This is a genomic window from Pseudomonas sp. NFACC32-1 (assembly GCF_900101215.1).
Taxonomy (GTDB): domain Bacteria; phylum Pseudomonadota; class Gammaproteobacteria; order Pseudomonadales; family Pseudomonadaceae; genus Aquipseudomonas.
In genome coordinates, this window is the sequence record NZ_FMUL01000020.1 from 59,444 (window position 1) to 74,297 (window position 14,854).

General features: G+C 65.4%; 15 protein-coding genes. 13 read left to right on the top strand and 2 right to left on the bottom strand.

Annotated elements, in window-relative coordinates; genetic code table 11:
- The first annotated feature begins 12 nt into the window (after window positions 1–12).
- On the top strand, window positions 13–1,203 hold the full coding sequence (locus BLP99_RS23690; protein WP_092181901.1) for an NnrS family protein: 1,191 nt from the start codon (window positions 13–15) through the stop codon (window positions 1,201–1,203).
- A gap of 22 nt (window positions 1,204–1,225) precedes the next feature.
- Entirely contained in the window at window positions 1,226–1,666 is a 441-nt protein-coding gene (locus BLP99_RS23695) for a hypothetical protein (protein ID WP_072432086.1), read from the top strand.
- 108 nt (window positions 1,667–1,774) lie between these two features.
- Here BLP99_RS23695 and ytfE read toward each other — a convergent pair whose 3' ends face one another.
- A complete protein-coding gene (gene ytfE / locus BLP99_RS23700; RefSeq protein ID WP_072432085.1) occupies window positions 1,775–2,449 on the bottom strand; it encodes an iron-sulfur cluster repair protein YtfE in 675 nt (224 codons plus the stop codon).
- A 159-nt stretch (window positions 2,450–2,608) separates the two neighbouring features.
- Between ytfE and norR the strand changes: the two genes are divergently transcribed.
- The 8 genes from norR to BLP99_RS23740 all read left to right on the top strand — a co-directional run bounded on the left by norR (window position 2,609) and on the right by BLP99_RS23740 (window position 9,634).
- Entirely contained in the window at window positions 2,609–4,141 is a 1,533-nt protein-coding gene (norR, locus tag BLP99_RS23705) for a nitric oxide reductase transcriptional regulator NorR (RefSeq protein WP_092181904.1), read from the top strand.
- A 123-nt stretch (window positions 4,142–4,264) separates the two neighbouring features.
- The gene (gene pdxH, locus BLP99_RS23710) at window positions 4,265–4,912 is read left to right on the top strand and encodes a pyridoxamine 5'-phosphate oxidase (protein ID WP_072398784.1); all 648 of its coding nucleotides are present in this window, start codon (window positions 4,265–4,267) and stop codon (window positions 4,910–4,912) included.
- A gap of 91 nt (window positions 4,913–5,003) precedes the next feature.
- Window positions 5,004–5,558 (top strand): molybdenum cofactor biosynthesis protein B, encoded by a 555-nt coding sequence (gene moaB / locus BLP99_RS23715; protein ID WP_072398783.1) that lies wholly within the window; start codon window positions 5,004–5,006, stop codon window positions 5,556–5,558.
- A complete protein-coding gene (locus BLP99_RS23720) occupies window positions 5,540–6,802 on the top strand; it encodes a molybdopterin molybdotransferase MoeA (protein WP_231991067.1) in 1,263 nt (420 codons plus the stop codon). The genes moaB and BLP99_RS23720 overlap by 19 nt, the downstream gene beginning before the upstream one ends.
- A gap of 82 nt (window positions 6,803–6,884) precedes the next feature.
- Entirely contained in the window at window positions 6,885–7,880 is a 996-nt protein-coding gene (ubiU, locus tag BLP99_RS23725; protein WP_092181907.1) for a ubiquinone anaerobic biosynthesis protein UbiU, read from the top strand.
- Between the two features lie 10 nt (window positions 7,881–7,890).
- Complete coding sequence (locus BLP99_RS23730) at window positions 7,891–8,781, top strand: U32 family peptidase (protein ID WP_072398780.1); 891 nt, start codon at window positions 7,891–7,893, stop codon at window positions 8,779–8,781.
- Window positions 8,775–9,245 carry a ubiquinone anaerobic biosynthesis accessory factor UbiT gene (ubiT, locus tag BLP99_RS23735; RefSeq protein WP_072398779.1) on the top strand — a complete coding sequence of 157 codons (471 nt, stop codon included), beginning with the start codon at window positions 8,775–8,777 and terminating at the stop codon, window positions 9,243–9,245. The genes BLP99_RS23730 and ubiT overlap by 7 nt, the downstream gene beginning before the upstream one ends.
- Complete coding sequence (locus BLP99_RS23740; RefSeq protein ID WP_072432083.1) at window positions 9,245–9,634, top strand: putative zinc-binding protein; 390 nt, start codon at window positions 9,245–9,247, stop codon at window positions 9,632–9,634. Before ubiT ends, BLP99_RS23740 begins: the two co-directional genes overlap by 1 nt.
- A 170-nt stretch (window positions 9,635–9,804) precedes the next feature.
- Here the strand turns inward: BLP99_RS23740 and BLP99_RS23745 are convergent, their stop codons facing one another.
- Window positions 9,805–10,482 (bottom strand): Crp/Fnr family transcriptional regulator, encoded by a 678-nt coding sequence (locus tag BLP99_RS23745; RefSeq protein WP_072432082.1) that lies wholly within the window; start codon window positions 10,480–10,482, stop codon window positions 9,805–9,807.
- 315 nt (window positions 10,483–10,797) lie between these two features.
- On the opposite strand from BLP99_RS23745, the gene BLP99_RS26955 reads away from it, so the two are divergent.
- The 3 genes from BLP99_RS26955 to BLP99_RS23760 are packed head-to-tail and all read left to right on the top strand — an operon-like array spanning window position 10,798 to window position 14,854.
- Window positions 10,798–11,400 carry a transposase gene (locus BLP99_RS26955; protein WP_072398776.1) on the top strand — a complete coding sequence of 201 codons (603 nt, stop codon included), beginning with the start codon at window positions 10,798–10,800 and terminating at the stop codon, window positions 11,398–11,400.
- A gap of 26 nt (window positions 11,401–11,426) precedes the next feature.
- On the top strand, window positions 11,427–13,031 hold the full coding sequence (locus BLP99_RS23755; protein WP_092181910.1) for a ShlB/FhaC/HecB family hemolysin secretion/activation protein: 1,605 nt from the start codon (window positions 11,427–11,429) through the stop codon (window positions 13,029–13,031).
- 17 nt (window positions 13,032–13,048) lie between these two features.
- Window positions 13,049–14,854, top strand: a complete 1,806-nt coding sequence (locus tag BLP99_RS23760; RefSeq protein ID WP_072398774.1) for a DUF2341 domain-containing protein — start codon at window positions 13,049–13,051, stop codon at window positions 14,852–14,854.

Sequence of the window (14,854 nt, forward strand, 5' to 3'; positions counted from 1 at the left end):
AAGGAGTGGTGTATGCAAGTGCTCGACCGTCGCAAGGCCATGGCCATCCTGCCGTTGTGGCGCCTGGCGTTCCGGCCGTTTTTCCTGGCCGGCTGCGTGCTCGCCCTTGTGGCGATACCGTTGTGGCTGTCGGTGTTCACAGGGCACCTGTCGGCCTGGCAGCCGGCGGGCGGCTGGTTGGCCTGGCACCGTCATGAGCTGCTGTTCGGCTTCGGCCTGGCGATCATCGCCGGGTTCCTGCTGACGGCGGTACAGACCTGGACGGGGACGCCGGGGCTCAGCGGCAGGCGCCTGGCGGCCCTGGCGATGGTTTGGCTGGGGGCGCGTCTGGCCTGGCTGGGCGCGGCACCCTGGCCGTTGCTGCTGGTGTTGGAGCTGGGATTCGCCGTGGCGGTGGCGGCCTTGATGGGCATCATGCTGTGGCGCGTGCGGCAGAAGCGCAATTACCCGGTCGTGCTGGTGTTGCTGTTGCTGGCCGCGGCCGATGGGTTATCCATCTATGGCCTGGCCCGGCATGACGACGCTCTGCAGCGCCAGAGCGTGCTCACTGGCCTGTGGCTGGTGGCGGCGATGATGGGGCTGATCGGCGGGCGAGTCATTCCGTTCTTCACCCAGCGAGGCCTCGGCCGGGTAGAGGGCGTTGCCCCCTGGCCGTGGCTCGACTGGCTGCTGCTGGCGGGGTCGGCATGGGTGGCGCTGCTGTACGCGTTCGGCACGGCGCTGACCGTCAACCCCGTGTGTGGCCTGCTGTTCGCCGGGCTGGCGGTCGGGCACGGAATTCGTCTGGTGCGTTGGCATGATCGGGACCTGTGGCGGGTCCCGCTGCTGTGGTCGCTGCACCTGGCCTATGCCTGGCTGGTGCTGGCTTGCCTGGGCATGGCGCTCTGGCATTTCGGCGTGCCGCTGAATCCGAGCCTGGCGGTGCACAGCCTGAGCATCGGCGCCATGGCCGGGTTGATCCTGGCGATGATCGCACGGGTCAGCCTGGGCCATACCGGGCGACCGCTCGAGCCGCCGTCGGGCATGACCCTGGCGTTCATCCTGCTCAACCTCGCCGGCCTGAGCCGCGTGTTGCTGGTGATGGTGTTTCCGTTGGCCGCCCTTTGGCTGGCGGGACTCTGCTGGACGCTGGCGTTCGGGCTCTATGCCTGGCGCTACGGTCCGATGCTGTTGCAGGCCCGGGTGGACGGGCATCCGGGATGAGTCCTGCGGACGGAGGCGAACGATGATGTATGGGGTCTTGCTGGTCACGCATCTGTTGGCGGCCATCGCCTTCATCGGCACCTTGTTTTTCGAGGTGTGCATCTGGCACGCGGCCCGCCGGCCTCTGGCCGAAGGTGCACGGGAGGCTGCCGAGCAGGCCATCGCCCGACGCTCGCGCCATGTGCTGCATGGTGTGGTGCTGTTGCTGTATGGCGCCGGTATCGGCCTGGCCTGGCAGCATCGTGGCGCATTGAGCCAGCCCTTGAGCAACAGCTTCGGCCTGCTGCTGAGCCTGAAGATCCTGTTGGCTTCGAGCATCATCGGACACTATCTGTTGCTGGCCTACTGGTTGACCCGTGGTCGGCTGAGCCCGTCGCGAGGCTGCTGGCTGCGGCGCAGTATCCTGGCACACATGGTGTTGATCGTGGTGTTGGCCAAGGCGATGTTCTATTGGCAGTTTTGAGCAGGGAGGTGAAGGCCAACACTGGATCCAGGAGGGGCCGAACAGGTTGAACGACATCAACCCCCTGCTGGAGCTCGCTTGCACAGGGGGCAATGCGCTGTTTGAGGGTCAGCGAGTCGGCTGCATCGCATTGACGAACAGCACGTTGTTCTCCAGGTGAATGTGCTGCATCAGGTCGTCCCGCAGCTCCACGAGCCCGCGGTACAGGGCGCGCCAGGTATTGCAGGCATCGGCTGGCGGGGTGATCTGGTCGGTGAGGTCCAGCATGATTTCCAGGGCTTCGCCGTGCTGGTCGTGTTCGTAGCGCAGCACCTGGATCGGCGCCGAGGCCCGATCACCGAGTCCGCCTTGCAGCATCGGGAACAGCACCTGTTCCTCCTTGAGCATGTGGCCTTCGAGTTCCTGATACAGGTCCTGCAGGTGGTCGGCCAGGCCGTTGGGGCACGTGGCGCGGGCGCCATGCACCTGTTCCACACGGCGAGCCAGGCGGATCAGTTCCGGCAACTGTTCGCGGTGGCGGGCATGATAGCGTTCCAGGATGTGGGCGATCAGGCGCTCCTGGGGTTCGTCGCGCCAATCATGGCCCGGCTCCCCGGCGGCCTGCAGCGTGCTGAGGGCGTCGGCGATCAGGAGCGGGTTCAGGCCCTTGACCAGGGCCGCTTCGCGCAAGGTCTTCTGTCCGCCGCAGCAGAAGTCGAGGTTGTAATGGTGAAAGGTGCGGGTGGCACCGGGAATGTCACAGGCCAGTTGGCCAAGGCTTCGTTCCAGCAGGTCGAGGTTCATCATGTTTCCTTGGGTTGAATCCCGGGAGGGACAGATGACCGGACGTTGCAGTCCGTGTGCCAGATTCAAGTTACTGAAAGGCAAAGGAAAATTTTTACAGGGGGTGATTATCACCCTGTTTGCAAGGGGTCAAACGAACCCTGGAGGGTACTCATTACCATGCTGCGTGAAAGCCTGGCCGCCGACCTGATCGTCGAGCTGCCCAATGCCGTGCGGTTGCAGCGTCTGGTGCAGACCCTGCGCGAATATTTCAACAGCGGTGCCGTGGCGCTGTTGCGCCTGGACGACGACAGCCTCCGGCCCGTAGCGACCGTGGGCCTGGTCCATGAGGCGCTGGGCCGCCGATTCGTGATTGCCCAGCATCCTCGGTTGGCGGCCATCATGGCGTCGCGCGAGCCCACCTGGTTCGAACCCGACAGTCGCTTGCCGGATCCTTATGACGGCCTGCTCGATCATCATGTGGGCGAGCCGTTGCCGGTGCACGATTGCATGGGTGTGAGCCTGTACGTGGAAGGGCGCCTCTGGGGTGCGATCACCCTGGATGCACTGCACGCCGGCACCTTCGACAGCCGGGCCCGGGAGGAGCTCAAGCGGTGCACCCTGCAAATCGAAGCGGCGGTACGGGTCACCCGGCTCGAACAGGAGAACCGCAGCCTGCGGGCTTCGCGCAGCGACCCCTCGGACCTGCGCCTGCCGGCCGAAGAGGGCGAAATCATCGGCCGCAGCGAAGGGCTGCTGCAGTTGCTCAACGAGCTGGACGTGCTGGCCGATTCCGAACTGCCGGTGCTGTTGCTGGGAGAGACTGGGGTGGGCAAGGAGCTGTTCGCCCGACGTCTGCACCGACTGTCCCGGCGCGGCCGCAAGCCGCTGGTGCAGGTCAACTGCGCGGCGCTGCCGGAGTCCCTGGCGGAGAGCGAGCTGTTCGGCCACGTCAAGGGCGCGTTCTCCGGCGCCACGACCGATCGTGCCGGCCGCTTCGACGCGGCCAATGGCGGCACGCTGTTCCTCGATGAGGTGGGTGAGCTGCCGTTGAGCGTACAGGCCAAATTGCTGCGCACCTTGCAGAACGGCGAGATCCAGCGCCTGGGCGCCGACAAGCCGCTGCACGTCGATGTGCGCATCATCGCCGCCACCAACCGGCATCTGCCCGACAGCATCCGCGACGGGCTGTTTCGCGCCGATCTGTACCACCGGCTTTCGGTCTACCCGGTACCGATCCCGCCCCTGCGCGAGCGCGGCCACGACGTGTTGATGCTGGCCGGGCACTTCCTCGAACTGAACCGCACACGGCTGGGCCTGCGCGGCCTGCGCCTGTCACCGGCCGCCGAGCAGGCGCTGCTGGCGTATACCTGGCCTGGCAACGTGCGTGAGCTGGAACACGTGATCAGCCGCGCGGCATTGAAGGAACTGAGCCGGGGCGCCAACCGCAGCCTGATCATGACCCTGGAACCCCAGGTGCTGGACCTGGATGTCAGCGCCAGCGTCGGCCCCGCGCAAGCCCGGCCGGATTCGCCCGCGCAGACGGACGACGCACCGTTGCTGCCCTTGAATGAAACCGTCGACGCTTGCCAGCGGCAGGCGATTCTCAAGGCCCTGGAGCGCTGCGGGCAGAACTGGGCCGGCGCGGCGCGGTTGCTGGAGGTCGATCCCAGCAACCTGCACAAACTGGCGCGGCGGTTGGGACTCAAATAGCGTTCACCGGGATCGTTGCATTCAACGCGAGCAGGTAGACCGCGCGCCGGCATTGACAACGATCAAGGCTTCCCCAGGCCACAAAATCCACACTGGGCCAAATCCAGAGTGGAACTCATTGCCATGCCCCTATCCCTGGCCGATATGCGCCGCCAATACACCCGCGATGGCCTCGACGAAGCCCAGGCACCGGACGAGCCGCTGGCCCTGTTCGAACGCTGGATACAACAGGCCCGCGACACCGAAAGCCCGCCGGTGGAAGCCAACAGCATGATCCTGGCAACGGTCGACCCGCAGGGGCGGCCCCATGCCCGGGTGCTGTTGCTCAAGGGCTTCGACAAGGATGGCTTTGTGTTCTTCGGCAACTATGACAGCGCCAAGGGGCGGGACCTGGCGGTCAACCCCTGGGCCGCCATGACCTTCTTCTGGCCGGGCCTGGAGCGGCAGGTACGCGTCGAAGGGCAGGTCCACAGGCTCGACCCGGTGCTGTCGGACGAATATTTCCACTCCCGCCCCATGGCCAGTCGCATCGGCGCCTGGGCGTCGCCGCAAAGCGCTCCATTGGAGGGGCGCTTTGCGCTGGAGGCCTCGCTGGCACAAGTCCGAGAGCGTTTTTCGGACCAACCGGTGCCGCGTCCCGAGCACTGGGGTGGCTACTGCCTGTGCCCCGAGCGACTGGAGTTCTGGCAGGGCCGCGCAGACCGTTTGCATGATCGTCTCGATTACCGTCTGCGAGCGGGCATCTGGCAACGCAGCCGCCTCGCACCCTGAGTGCCGGGGGAGGTACCTCCAACGAGGAATAGGCCCGGCGAGGATTGCAGTTCAGGCTGGGCCATCTTTTCTCAAAGGACGGCTGATCCCAATGGCCCATCTGACGCAACGCCACTTTCAACCCTTGAACATCGCGGTGCTGACCATCAGCGATACCCGCAGCCTCGACACCGATACGTCCGGCCAGACCCTCGTCGATCTGCTGCACGCGGCAGGGCACGTGCTGGTCGACCGAGGGCTGGTGAAGGACGACATCTACCAGATCCGTGCCCGTGTCTCGCAATGGATCGCCGCGCCTGATGTGCAAGTGGTGCTGATGACAGGCGGCACCGGTTTCACGCCAAGGGACAACACGCCCCAAGCGGTACTGCCCTTGCTGGACAGGTTGGTGGACGGCTTCGGTGAGCTGTTTCGCCAGGTGTCGCTGGCGCAGATCGGCATGTCCAGCCTGCAGTCCCGGGCGTTGGCCGGCATGAGCAACGGTGTGCTGGTGTGCTGCCTGCCTGGCTCGCCGGGCGCCTGTCGGACCGGCTGGGAACAGATCCTGGTGGGGCAGTTGGACAGCCGCACCGGCCCCTGCAATTTCACGCCTCACCTCAAGCCCCAGGAAGGGAGTGCCCCGACGGCTTGCGAGACACGCTCGTGAGCGGCGGGGGATGCGCCCACGCCTGTGACAGCGGCGTGCTGGTGCCAGTGGACGAGGCGATCCGTCATCTGCTCGACCAGGCCCCGCCGCCACCGGCCATGCAACAGGTTGCCCTGGGCCAGGCGTTGGGCCGGGTGCTGGCCCGCGACGTCATCTGCCCCATGAACCTGCCGGCCTGGGACAACAGCGCCATGGACGGCTACGCCCTGAGGGCCGCTGACTTGCCCGATGGCGGTGGCTATCTGGCGCTGGCCGGGCGAATCGCCGCCGGCGATGAGCCGGGAATGCCATTGAGGGAAGGGCAGGCGGTGCGGATTTTCACCGGTGCGCCGCTGCCGCCCGGCGCTGACACGGTGGTGCCCCAGGAAAGCTGTCGGGTCGAGGAGGCGCGCGTCTGGTTGCCCTCGGTCAGGCGCGGCGATCACGTTCGCAAGGAGGGCGAAGAGCTGCGCCAGGGCGAACGCCTGTTCACCGCCGGCACGCGCCTGCGTGCCCAGGAACTGGGGCTGCTGGCCGGCGCCGGGATCGCTCATGTGCAGGCCTATCGCCCCTTGCGGGTGGGCCTGCTCAGCAGCGGCGACGAGTTGCGAGAGCCGGGGGAGGCATTGGCGCCCGGCCAGATCTACAACAGCAACCGCCACAGCCTCGCGGCGCTGCTGAGAGGCTGGGGTGTCGAGGTGCATGATTTTGGCGTGATGCCTGATCGGTTGCAGGCCAGCCGGCAGGCCCTGGGCCTGGCCGCTGGCGAATGTGACCTGCTGCTGACTTCGGGAGGGGTGTCGGTGGGCGAGGAGGACCACCTCAAGCAAGCTATCGAAGCCCTGGGCAACATCGACCTCTGGCGCCTGGCGATCCAGCCGGGCAAGCCCCTGGCGTTCGGCGACGTGATGGGCAAGCCCTGGATCGGGTTGCCGGGCAATCCGTCGGCGGCACTGGTGACGGCGTTGATCGTGGTGCGTCCATTCCTGTTCCGGGCCCAGGGCCTGGCCGAGGTGCTGCCCGTCCCGTTGCAGTTGCCAGCCGGTTTTGACTGGCAGCATCGCAACAGGCGCCGGCAATACCTGCGCGCCAGGCTGGTCCCTGACGCCAACGGCCACCTGAGCGTGGTGCTGCATCCGCAGCAGGGCTCGGCCATGCTCGCCGCCGCCTGCTGGGCCGACGGACTGGCGGTGGTGGAACGCGATGCCCTGGTGCATCAGCACGACCGGGTGATGTACCTGCCGTTCGCCGCGCTGATGCATTGACGGCAATTGATTGCCGTCAAGGTGCTCGTCCGGGGGCTGGCTAGACTGGGCGACGCTGTCAGTTCTTCCATGAGGATGCCCCATGCAACTGGTTTGCCCGGCAGGTAACCTGCCTGCCCTCAAAGCGGCGGTGCGCCAAGGCGCCGATTCCGTCTATGTCGGCTTTCGCGATGACACCAACGCCCGGCATTTCGCCGGGCTGAACATGGACGACAAGCAATTCGATGCCGCTGTCGCGCATATCCGCCAGCACCAGCGCAAGCTGTACGTGGCGGTCAATACCTACCCTCAGCCCAAGGGGTGGGAGCGCTGGCAGCGGGCGGTGGATCGGGCCGCCGATTTCGGTGTGGACGCCCTGATCGCGGCCGACCCCGGCGTGCTGGGCTACGCCAGCGCGCGCCATCCACAGTTGGCGCTGCACCTGTCCGTACAGGGTTCGGCGACTCACGCCGCGGCCCTGGCTTTCTACGCCCAGCGCTATGACATTCGCCGTGCCGTGCTGCCGCGGGTGCTGTCCCTGGCCCAGGTGCGGCAGGTGGCGGCGAGCAGCCCGGTGCCCATCGAGGTCTTCGGTTTCGGCAGCCTGTGCATCATGGCCGAGGGTCGCTGCCATCTGTCCTCCTACATCACCGGCGAATCGCCGAACCTGTGCGGCGTCTGCTCGCCCGCCAAGGCGGTGCGCTGGAGCGAAGATGCCCAAGGCTTGAGCGCTCGCCTGAGTGAAGTCCTGATCGACCGCTACACCCCTGAGGAACCGGCCGGCTATCCGACCCTGTGCAAGGGCCGTTTCCTGGTGGGGGGCAAGCGCTTCCACGCCCTGGAAGAGCCCACCAGCCTGGATACCCTGGACTTGCTGCCGGAACTGGCGGCGGTCGGCGTCGAAGCCGTGAAGATCGAAGGTCGCCAGCGCAGCCCGGCCTACGTCGAACAGGTGACTCGGGTCTGGCGCGCCGCGCTGGATGCACACCAAAGCGCGCCGCAACGGTTCAGGGTTCGTGAAGAATGGCGCCAGGTGCTGGCAGGCTTGTCGGAAGGCAGCCAGACCACCCTGGGCGCCTACCACCGATCATGGCAATGAGGGAGGCCCGATGAAACTCAGCCTGGGACCGGTCCTGTTCTACTGGGACAAAACGCAACTTGGAAACTTCTATGCCGAGATGTCGGCGTTGCCGCTGGATGTGATCTACCTGGGGGAAACCGTCTGTTCGAAACGCCGGGCCTTCTCCCTGGATCAATGGCTGGGCCTGGGCCGTGAGCTGCAGGGATGCAGCCAGGCGCAGATCGTGTTGTCGAGCCTGACACTGATCGAGGCGGCGTCGGAGCTTTCCACCTTGCGTCGGCTGTGCGACAACGGCCAACTGCTGGTGGAAGCCAACGACATGGGGGCGGTGCAGTTTCTGGCCGAGCGCAAGCTGCCGTTCGTGGGCGGCCCGGCGCTGAACCTGTACAACGGTCACGCCCTGGCGCAACTGCTCGACAGCGGCATGCTCCGTTGGGTACCCCCGGTGGAGTGCTCTGCCGCGCTGATCGCCGATGTGCTGGAGCAAGTGCGGGAACTGGACCGTGAGCTGCCTGAGGTCGAGATCTTTTCCTATGGGCATCTGCCCTTGGCCTATTCGGCCCGCTGCTTCACCGCGAGAGCGGAAAACCGGCCCAAGGACGACTGCCAGTTCTGCTGCATCAACTATCCCGACGGCCTGGCCCTGAGCAGCCAGGAGGGGCAGTCGCTGTTCACCCTCAATGGCATCCAGACGATGTCTGGGGAGCCCACCAACCTGTTGGCCGATTACAACGCACTGATGGCCTGTGGCGCGGATGTGCTGCGCCTGAGTCCACGGGCCCAGGGCATGGCCGACGTGGTCCGGGCCTTCGACAGGGTTCGCCAGGGCGAGGCGCCGCCGCTGTTCGTGGAAGGCTGCAACGGTTACTGGCACGGCCAGGCCGGCATGTTGAAAGTAGAGGAGGCGGGACTGTGCTGAATCCGAAGAAGTGGTTGCTCAAGGGTGCCGACCGACTGCTGCCGCTGATGGGCAGGGTTCCCTTCGTGGTGCAGCGCCTGGCATTGCAGCAGGCCCTCAATCGCTGCCTGGCCGAGCCGCTGCGCGACGGCGGGTTCGATGTGCTGCGGGGGCGCTGGTTGTGCCTGCGGATTCCCGACCTGAAGTTGTGCTGGTACCTGACCTTGGGTCGCGATGGGTTGTGCATCGCCGAGCGGGCGCAAGCCCAGGTCACCATCAGCGGCAACTGGCGCGAGTTCCTGTTGCTGGCCAGCCGCCAGGAAGACCCCGACACCCTGTTCTTCCGCCGGCGACTGGTGATCGAGGGTGACACCGAACTGGGGCTGGCAGTGAAGAACCTGATCGACAGCCTCGATCCGGAGGTATTGCCGCCGTGGTTGTGGCGCAATCTGGAGCGGGCGGGCAAGGGCTTGGCGACCGTTTAATGAAGCCTTCGAGCGCGTTGCCCCTGGTGTATTCCTGCTCCGGTTGCTCCAACGTTGCGCAACTGGCAAACAACGTGGCCCTGCGCCTGGACCGCGCTGGTCTGGCCGAGATGTCCTGCATCGTCGGGGTCGGCGGGCATGTGGTGCCGCTAGTCAACAAGGCTCGCTCGGGGCGGCGGATCATTGCCTTGGATGGCTGCCCGTTGCAATGCGTCCAGGCGTGCTTGCAGCAGCACGACCTGGAAGCGGATGTGCACGTGATCCTGAGTCAGTTGGGCTGGCGCAAGCGTTTCGGGGTCGAGTGCTCGCAAGAAGAGGGCGATGCGCTGTTCGAACGGTTGATACCGATGATTGGTGTTGATGATATCGATGGGCCGAGCGGCGAGTAAAAGGCCCATACACCCCCTGCGGCGAGAGGATTTATCCCCGCTGGGCTGCGAAGCAGCCCCAAAGCCTGAGCCTGCGGTGTATCAGGCGGTTGAGGGGGGCGCTGCGCCCCCAGTGGGGATAAATCCTCTCGCCACAGGGGGAGGGGATGCCTTGCGTAGAGGATTCGCAGCTATTGCTGGTAATCCGCCAGCGCTTCCTCGGCCAGGATTCGAATGTTGCGTCGCTCCATGGCGATCAGCCCGGCGTCCACCAGGCGATGAAGAATGCGCGAAAAGGTCTCCGGCTGGATCCCCAGCTTGGAGGCCACCAGACGCTTGGATACCTGGAGCACCAGACGACCATCGCGTGGGTCGCGTTCCTGCAAGAGGAAATTGATGACCCGCCGGCTGGCGCTGGCCAGGGTCAGGTTGTCGATGTCCCTGAGGCGCTGATGCAGGTGCACGCTCATGCTCGCCAGGATCGCCAGGCAGACCTTGGGCTGGTCTTCCAGGGCCTTGCGGTAATGGGTGCCCTCGATACTCACCAGCACACTGTCCTTGAGCGCCGACGCGCTCACCGGGTAGCAGCGGGCCTGGCTGAACAGCAGGGCTTCGGCGAAGGTCTGGCCTGGCTGGATGATCTCCACCAGGTTTTCCTGGCCTTCGCCGGTGACCCGGAACAGCTTGACCTGGCCGCTGACCAGCAGGAAAAACCGCTTGGCCGGGTCGCCCTGGTGCATGAGCGTGCTGTTGCAGGCCAGGCGCTTGAGCACCGCCAGGCCGCACACCTCCTCGAAGACACGCTCCGGCAGCTGGCTGAACAGGTGATGACGGCGCAACAGTAGGACGATGGAAGGGTGGGTCAACATGGCGTACCTCCGCGTACCGCCATGGTAGGGCCGGTAGCCTCTTCGGCCTATGCCTCGGCAGGCCTACCTCCGAAGAGGGAGACATCCTCCCGGTATCCATATCGGGTGTGTTGCCGTCATCGCCGACAGGCCCGCTTGCTTGCCCCGATCCGTCCCGCCCGGGATTTTCCGGGATCGAAAAAACGACATGAAGCTTTCATGACAAAAGTTCGGTAGCACATCGCCATTCCCGTCATGCCTGTGTGACGTGTTCGAGAGGGCCTTCGAGGCCTTTCGGAGCCGGGGCGCGAAGCCGGGAGCGAGGCGATGGGAACTATGGAACGTTATTCGAAAGTGGGCATGCAGGAGCTCGACCAGCGGCTGTCGAAGATCGTCGAGGCGGCGCGCAAGCAACCGGTCTCGGTGTATCGCTATGGCGCGCCGTGGGTCTGGATCGTTTCCCAGGATGACTGGCAGGGCGCACTCAAGGAAGTGTCCAGCTACATCCCGCAGGGCCATTCGCTGGTCCTGCTGCGACCACAGATCGACGATCTGCTGGACGAGCATCGTGACGTACTGCAAGGCCTCAACGCCGATGCCGGGATGCGGATCGCACCCCAGACCGCCATGCACATTCTCTTGCTGCAACTGCTCTATTCGGTGCCCAGCGAGCGGCAACTCTACGAGCAACTCAATTACAACCTGCTGTTCCGCTGGTTCGTCGGCCTGGACCTGAACCAGAAGGTCTGGAACTTCAACGTCTTGAGCAAGGACCTCGCCACGCTGCTGGACGATGCGCGAGCGGTGCGGCTCATCCAGAAAATCATCGGTGAAGTGTTCTGTGGCGCCTTGCTGCAAATGCCGGAGTTCTCCTTGAACTTCGCGTTGCTGCACACCTGGCTGGCCCGGCACGCCACGACATCGACAGCCAGCAATTGAGCGGTACTTTGAATTCAGGGGGTGGTGTGGAGCATTTCTTCAAGTCACGGCCGGCGCTGTGGGGCTGGCTGTTGCTGGCCGTCGGCGGGCCATCGGCCTTCGCCGCGCAGGAAGGATCCCAGGCTGAGGCGGCGCCGGCCCGCCTGGTGGACGTGAACGAGTATTTCGTGCGCGGCAACACGGTGCTCGATGCCCGGTCCATCGAGGAAGCGGTGTACCCGTTTCTCGGTCCGCAAAAGACCTTGAGCGATATCGAAGGCGCCCGGGAGGCCCTGCAGAAGGTGTATCAGGCCCGCGGCTATCAGTCGGTGTTCGTCGAACTGCCGGAGCAGAAAGTGGAAGACGGCATCGTCTACCTGCAAGTCAGCGAGACCAAGGTCGGCCGGGTGCGGGTGGTGGGGGCCAGGCACTACTCCCCGGTGGAAATCCGCGAAGACGTCCCGGCTCTCAAGGAAGGTGAAGTGCCGGATTTCGCCAGGGTCCAGGCACAGCTGGCGCAGTTGAACAAGACCCCGGGGCGCCAGGTGATGCCCCTGGTCCGCGAAGGCCAGCGGCCCGGCACCATGGATGTGGATCTGCAGGTGGAGGACCAGGATCCCTGGCAGGCCAGCCTTGGCCTGAACAACGACTACAGCGCCGACACCGAAAAACTGCGGACAGTCGCCAGCCTGGGCTACAACAACCTCTGGCAGCTGGGCCACAGCGTTTCGCTGACTTTCTTCACCGCGCCCCAGGACACCGACAACGCCAAGGTCTGGTCGGGGTCCTACACCGCGCCGTTGGACGAGCGCTGGAGCGTGCAGTTCTCCGGCTACCAATCCGACAGCAACGTGGCCACCGTCGGCGGCAGCAACGTGCTGGGCAAGGGGCATTCCTACGGGGTCTCGGCGATCTACAGCCTGCCGTCCAGCGCGGCCTGGGCCAATACCTTTTCCATCGCAGTGGATTTCAAGGATTTCGACGAGGAGTTGAGCCTGGGGGGCGCCAGCGACAAGGCACCGCTCAAATACGCGCCATTCACCTTCGCCTACAACGGGCTTCGCTACACCGAAAGCAGCCAGTTGGGTCTTGGCCTGAGCCTGGTGGCGGGCACACGCAGCCTGCTGGGCTACGGCAGTTCCGACGAAGACTTCGATTACAAGCGCTATCGAGCCAGTCCCAGCTTCGCGGTGCTCAAGGGCGACGGCAACTACACCTTCACCTTCGCCGGCGATTGGCAGAGCGCCTCCAAGGCCGCTTTCCAGCTGGCCTCCGGGCCGCTGGTTTCCAACGAGCAGTTCTCCGCCGGAGGCGCCACGTCGGTACGCGGTTACCTGGCCGCCGAGCGCACCGGGGATGACGGCTACCTGCTGTCCCAGGAGTTGCGTACCCCGTCCATGGCGAAGTTCCTTGGCAGCTATGTCCAGGAATGGCGCTTCTACGCCTTCGCCGAGGGGGCGCAGTTGTACCTGCGCGACGAACTGCCCGACCAGGAGGCCGACTACAGCCTGGCCAGCGTCGGCCTGGGCACCCGGGCGAGCTTGAGCAAATGGCTGTCCGGCAGCCTCGACTGGGGCTTTGCGCTGCTCGACGGACCGAACACCACGAAACAGGAATCACGCCTGCACTTCAACCTGCAAGCGACGTTTTGAACCCAGGAGTCATGTCCATGCAACGCATACTGTTATCCCTGCTGATCTGCCTGGGGCTGGTGCTTCCGGCGACGGCCAACGCCTGGTGGCAGGACGATTGGCACTACCGCAAACAGATTTCGGTGGACACCACGCCCCAGGGCGCGGCCATCGCCCAGGCCTTGGGGCGCACCGCGCTGCTGGTGCGGCTGCACACCGGCAATTTCACCTTCGACGGCGTCAAGGAAGACGGTTCGGACCTGCGCTTCGTCAGTGCCGACGACAAGACCGTGCTCAACCACCAGATCGAGAGCTTCGACCCGTTGATGGGCATGGCGCTGATCTGGGTCGATGTGCCGAGCGTGGAGGGCGGCCAGCGCCAGGACCTGTGGATGTACTACGGCAACCAGAAGGCAGCGGCCACCGGCAGCGGCCAGTTGACCTTCGACCCGGACTACACCGCGCTGTATCACTTCGACGGCGCCACCGGCGTGCCGCCCCGGGACACCACGGCCTATGGCAACAATGCCCAGGGCGCGGTGGGTACCAGCATCGATGGCGTGATCGGCCGGGCGCTGCAATTCAACGGCCAGCCGCTGCTGTTGCCGGCCAGCCCGTCACTGCAACACAACGCTGGCGCGGCGTTCACCTTCAGCACCTGGTTGCGCCAGGACCAGGCCAGCGGCGAACAGGTGGTCCTGGCCCGGCGCGAAGCGGCTGCCAACCTCCTGATCGGGGTGAACCAAGGGGTACCGTTCGTGGCGGTCGATGGCCTGCGCGCTGTCTCCACCCAGCCACTGAACCCAGGGCAGTGGCAGCACCTGGCAGTGACCGCGTCCGGGGATCGGATCGTGCTGTACGTCAACGGCCGTGAGACCGCGAGCCTGGCGGCGCCGATGCCGGTGTTCAATTCGCCCATCGCCCTGGGGGCCGATGTTGCCGCCGGTGCCCTGGCGCCTTTGAGCGGCGCCATGGATGAGGTCCGCCTGTCCAAGGTCGCCCGTGCCGCACCCTTGCTGCTGGCCGATGCCAATGCCCAGGGCGCCGAGTCTAAGCTGGTGGCCTATGGCGTGGATGAGGAGCAATCCGGCTTCGGTTTCGGCAGCCTGGGCTTTTTGCTCAACGCCGTGCCCCTGGACGCCTGGGTGATCATCGGGGTGCTGGTGCTGATGATGTTCCAGTCGTGGATCATCATGATCCGCAAGAACCGCATGGTCAGTCGCCTCAGCGCGGCCAACACGGCCTTTCGCGAGCAGTTCGCCCGGGTTGGCACGCGCCTGGAGATGTTCGCCGATGACCAGGAGCTCGCCCAGCGCCTGCAACATTCCTCCCTGTGGCGCCTGTACCTGGTGGCGGTGAAGGAAATCCGCACCCGCCGCGAACAGGGCGCCGATACCTCGTCGGTGTCGGCGGCCACCATCGAAGCGATCCGCTGTTCCATGGATGGCGTGCGTACCCGCGAGAACCAGGCGCTGGGTTCGAAACTCTCGACCCTGTCCAACGCCATCGCCGGCGGCCCCTACATCGGCCTGCTCGGCACCGTGCTGGGGATCATGGTGGTGTTCCTCGGCACGGCCATGGCCGGTGATGTGAATATCAATGCCATCGCCCCGGGCATGGCCGCGGCACTGCTTGCCACCGCCATGGGCCTGTTCGTCGCGATCCCCGCGCTGTTTGGCTACAACCGCCTGATCACCCGCAATAAAGAAGTCAGTGCCGACATGCGGGTGTTCGTCGATGAATTCATCACGCGCCTGGCGGAGATGCACGGGGAAGGGCAGTCCGGCGAAGCGGCCCATCGCCGGGATCACCACCACCCAAACCAAACGTCCGTACCGGCCTGA

Excerpts from the sequence above, each read along its gene's own strand:
- BLP99_RS23690 (WP_092181901.1), top strand. The coding sequence starts at position 13 with ATGCAAGTGCTCGACCGTCGCAAGGCCATGGCCATCCTGCCGTTGTGG.
- BLP99_RS23695 (WP_072432086.1), top strand. The coding sequence starts at position 1,226 with ATGATGTATGGGGTCTTGCTGGTCACGCATCTGTTGGCGGCCATCGCC.
- ytfE (WP_072432085.1), bottom strand. The coding sequence starts at position 2,449 with ATGAACCTCGACCTGCTGGAACGAAGCCTTGGCCAACTGGCCTGTGAC.
- norR (WP_092181904.1), top strand. The coding sequence starts at position 2,609 with ATGCTGCGTGAAAGCCTGGCCGCCGACCTGATCGTCGAGCTGCCCAAT.
- pdxH (WP_072398784.1), top strand. The coding sequence starts at position 4,265 with ATGCCCCTATCCCTGGCCGATATGCGCCGCCAATACACCCGCGATGGC.
- moaB (WP_072398783.1), top strand. The coding sequence starts at position 5,004 with ATGGCCCATCTGACGCAACGCCACTTTCAACCCTTGAACATCGCGGTG.
- ubiU (WP_092181907.1), top strand. The coding sequence starts at position 6,885 with ATGCAACTGGTTTGCCCGGCAGGTAACCTGCCTGCCCTCAAAGCGGCG.
- BLP99_RS23730 (WP_072398780.1), top strand. The coding sequence starts at position 7,891 with ATGAAACTCAGCCTGGGACCGGTCCTGTTCTACTGGGACAAAACGCAA.
- BLP99_RS23740 (WP_072432083.1), top strand. The coding sequence starts at position 9,245 with ATGAAGCCTTCGAGCGCGTTGCCCCTGGTGTATTCCTGCTCCGGTTGC.
- BLP99_RS23745 (WP_072432082.1), bottom strand. The coding sequence starts at position 10,482 with ATGTTGACCCACCCTTCCATCGTCCTACTGTTGCGCCGTCATCACCTG.
- BLP99_RS26955 (WP_072398776.1), top strand. The coding sequence starts at position 10,798 with ATGGAACGTTATTCGAAAGTGGGCATGCAGGAGCTCGACCAGCGGCTG.
- BLP99_RS23760 (WP_072398774.1), top strand. The coding sequence starts at position 13,049 with ATGCAACGCATACTGTTATCCCTGCTGATCTGCCTGGGGCTGGTGCTT.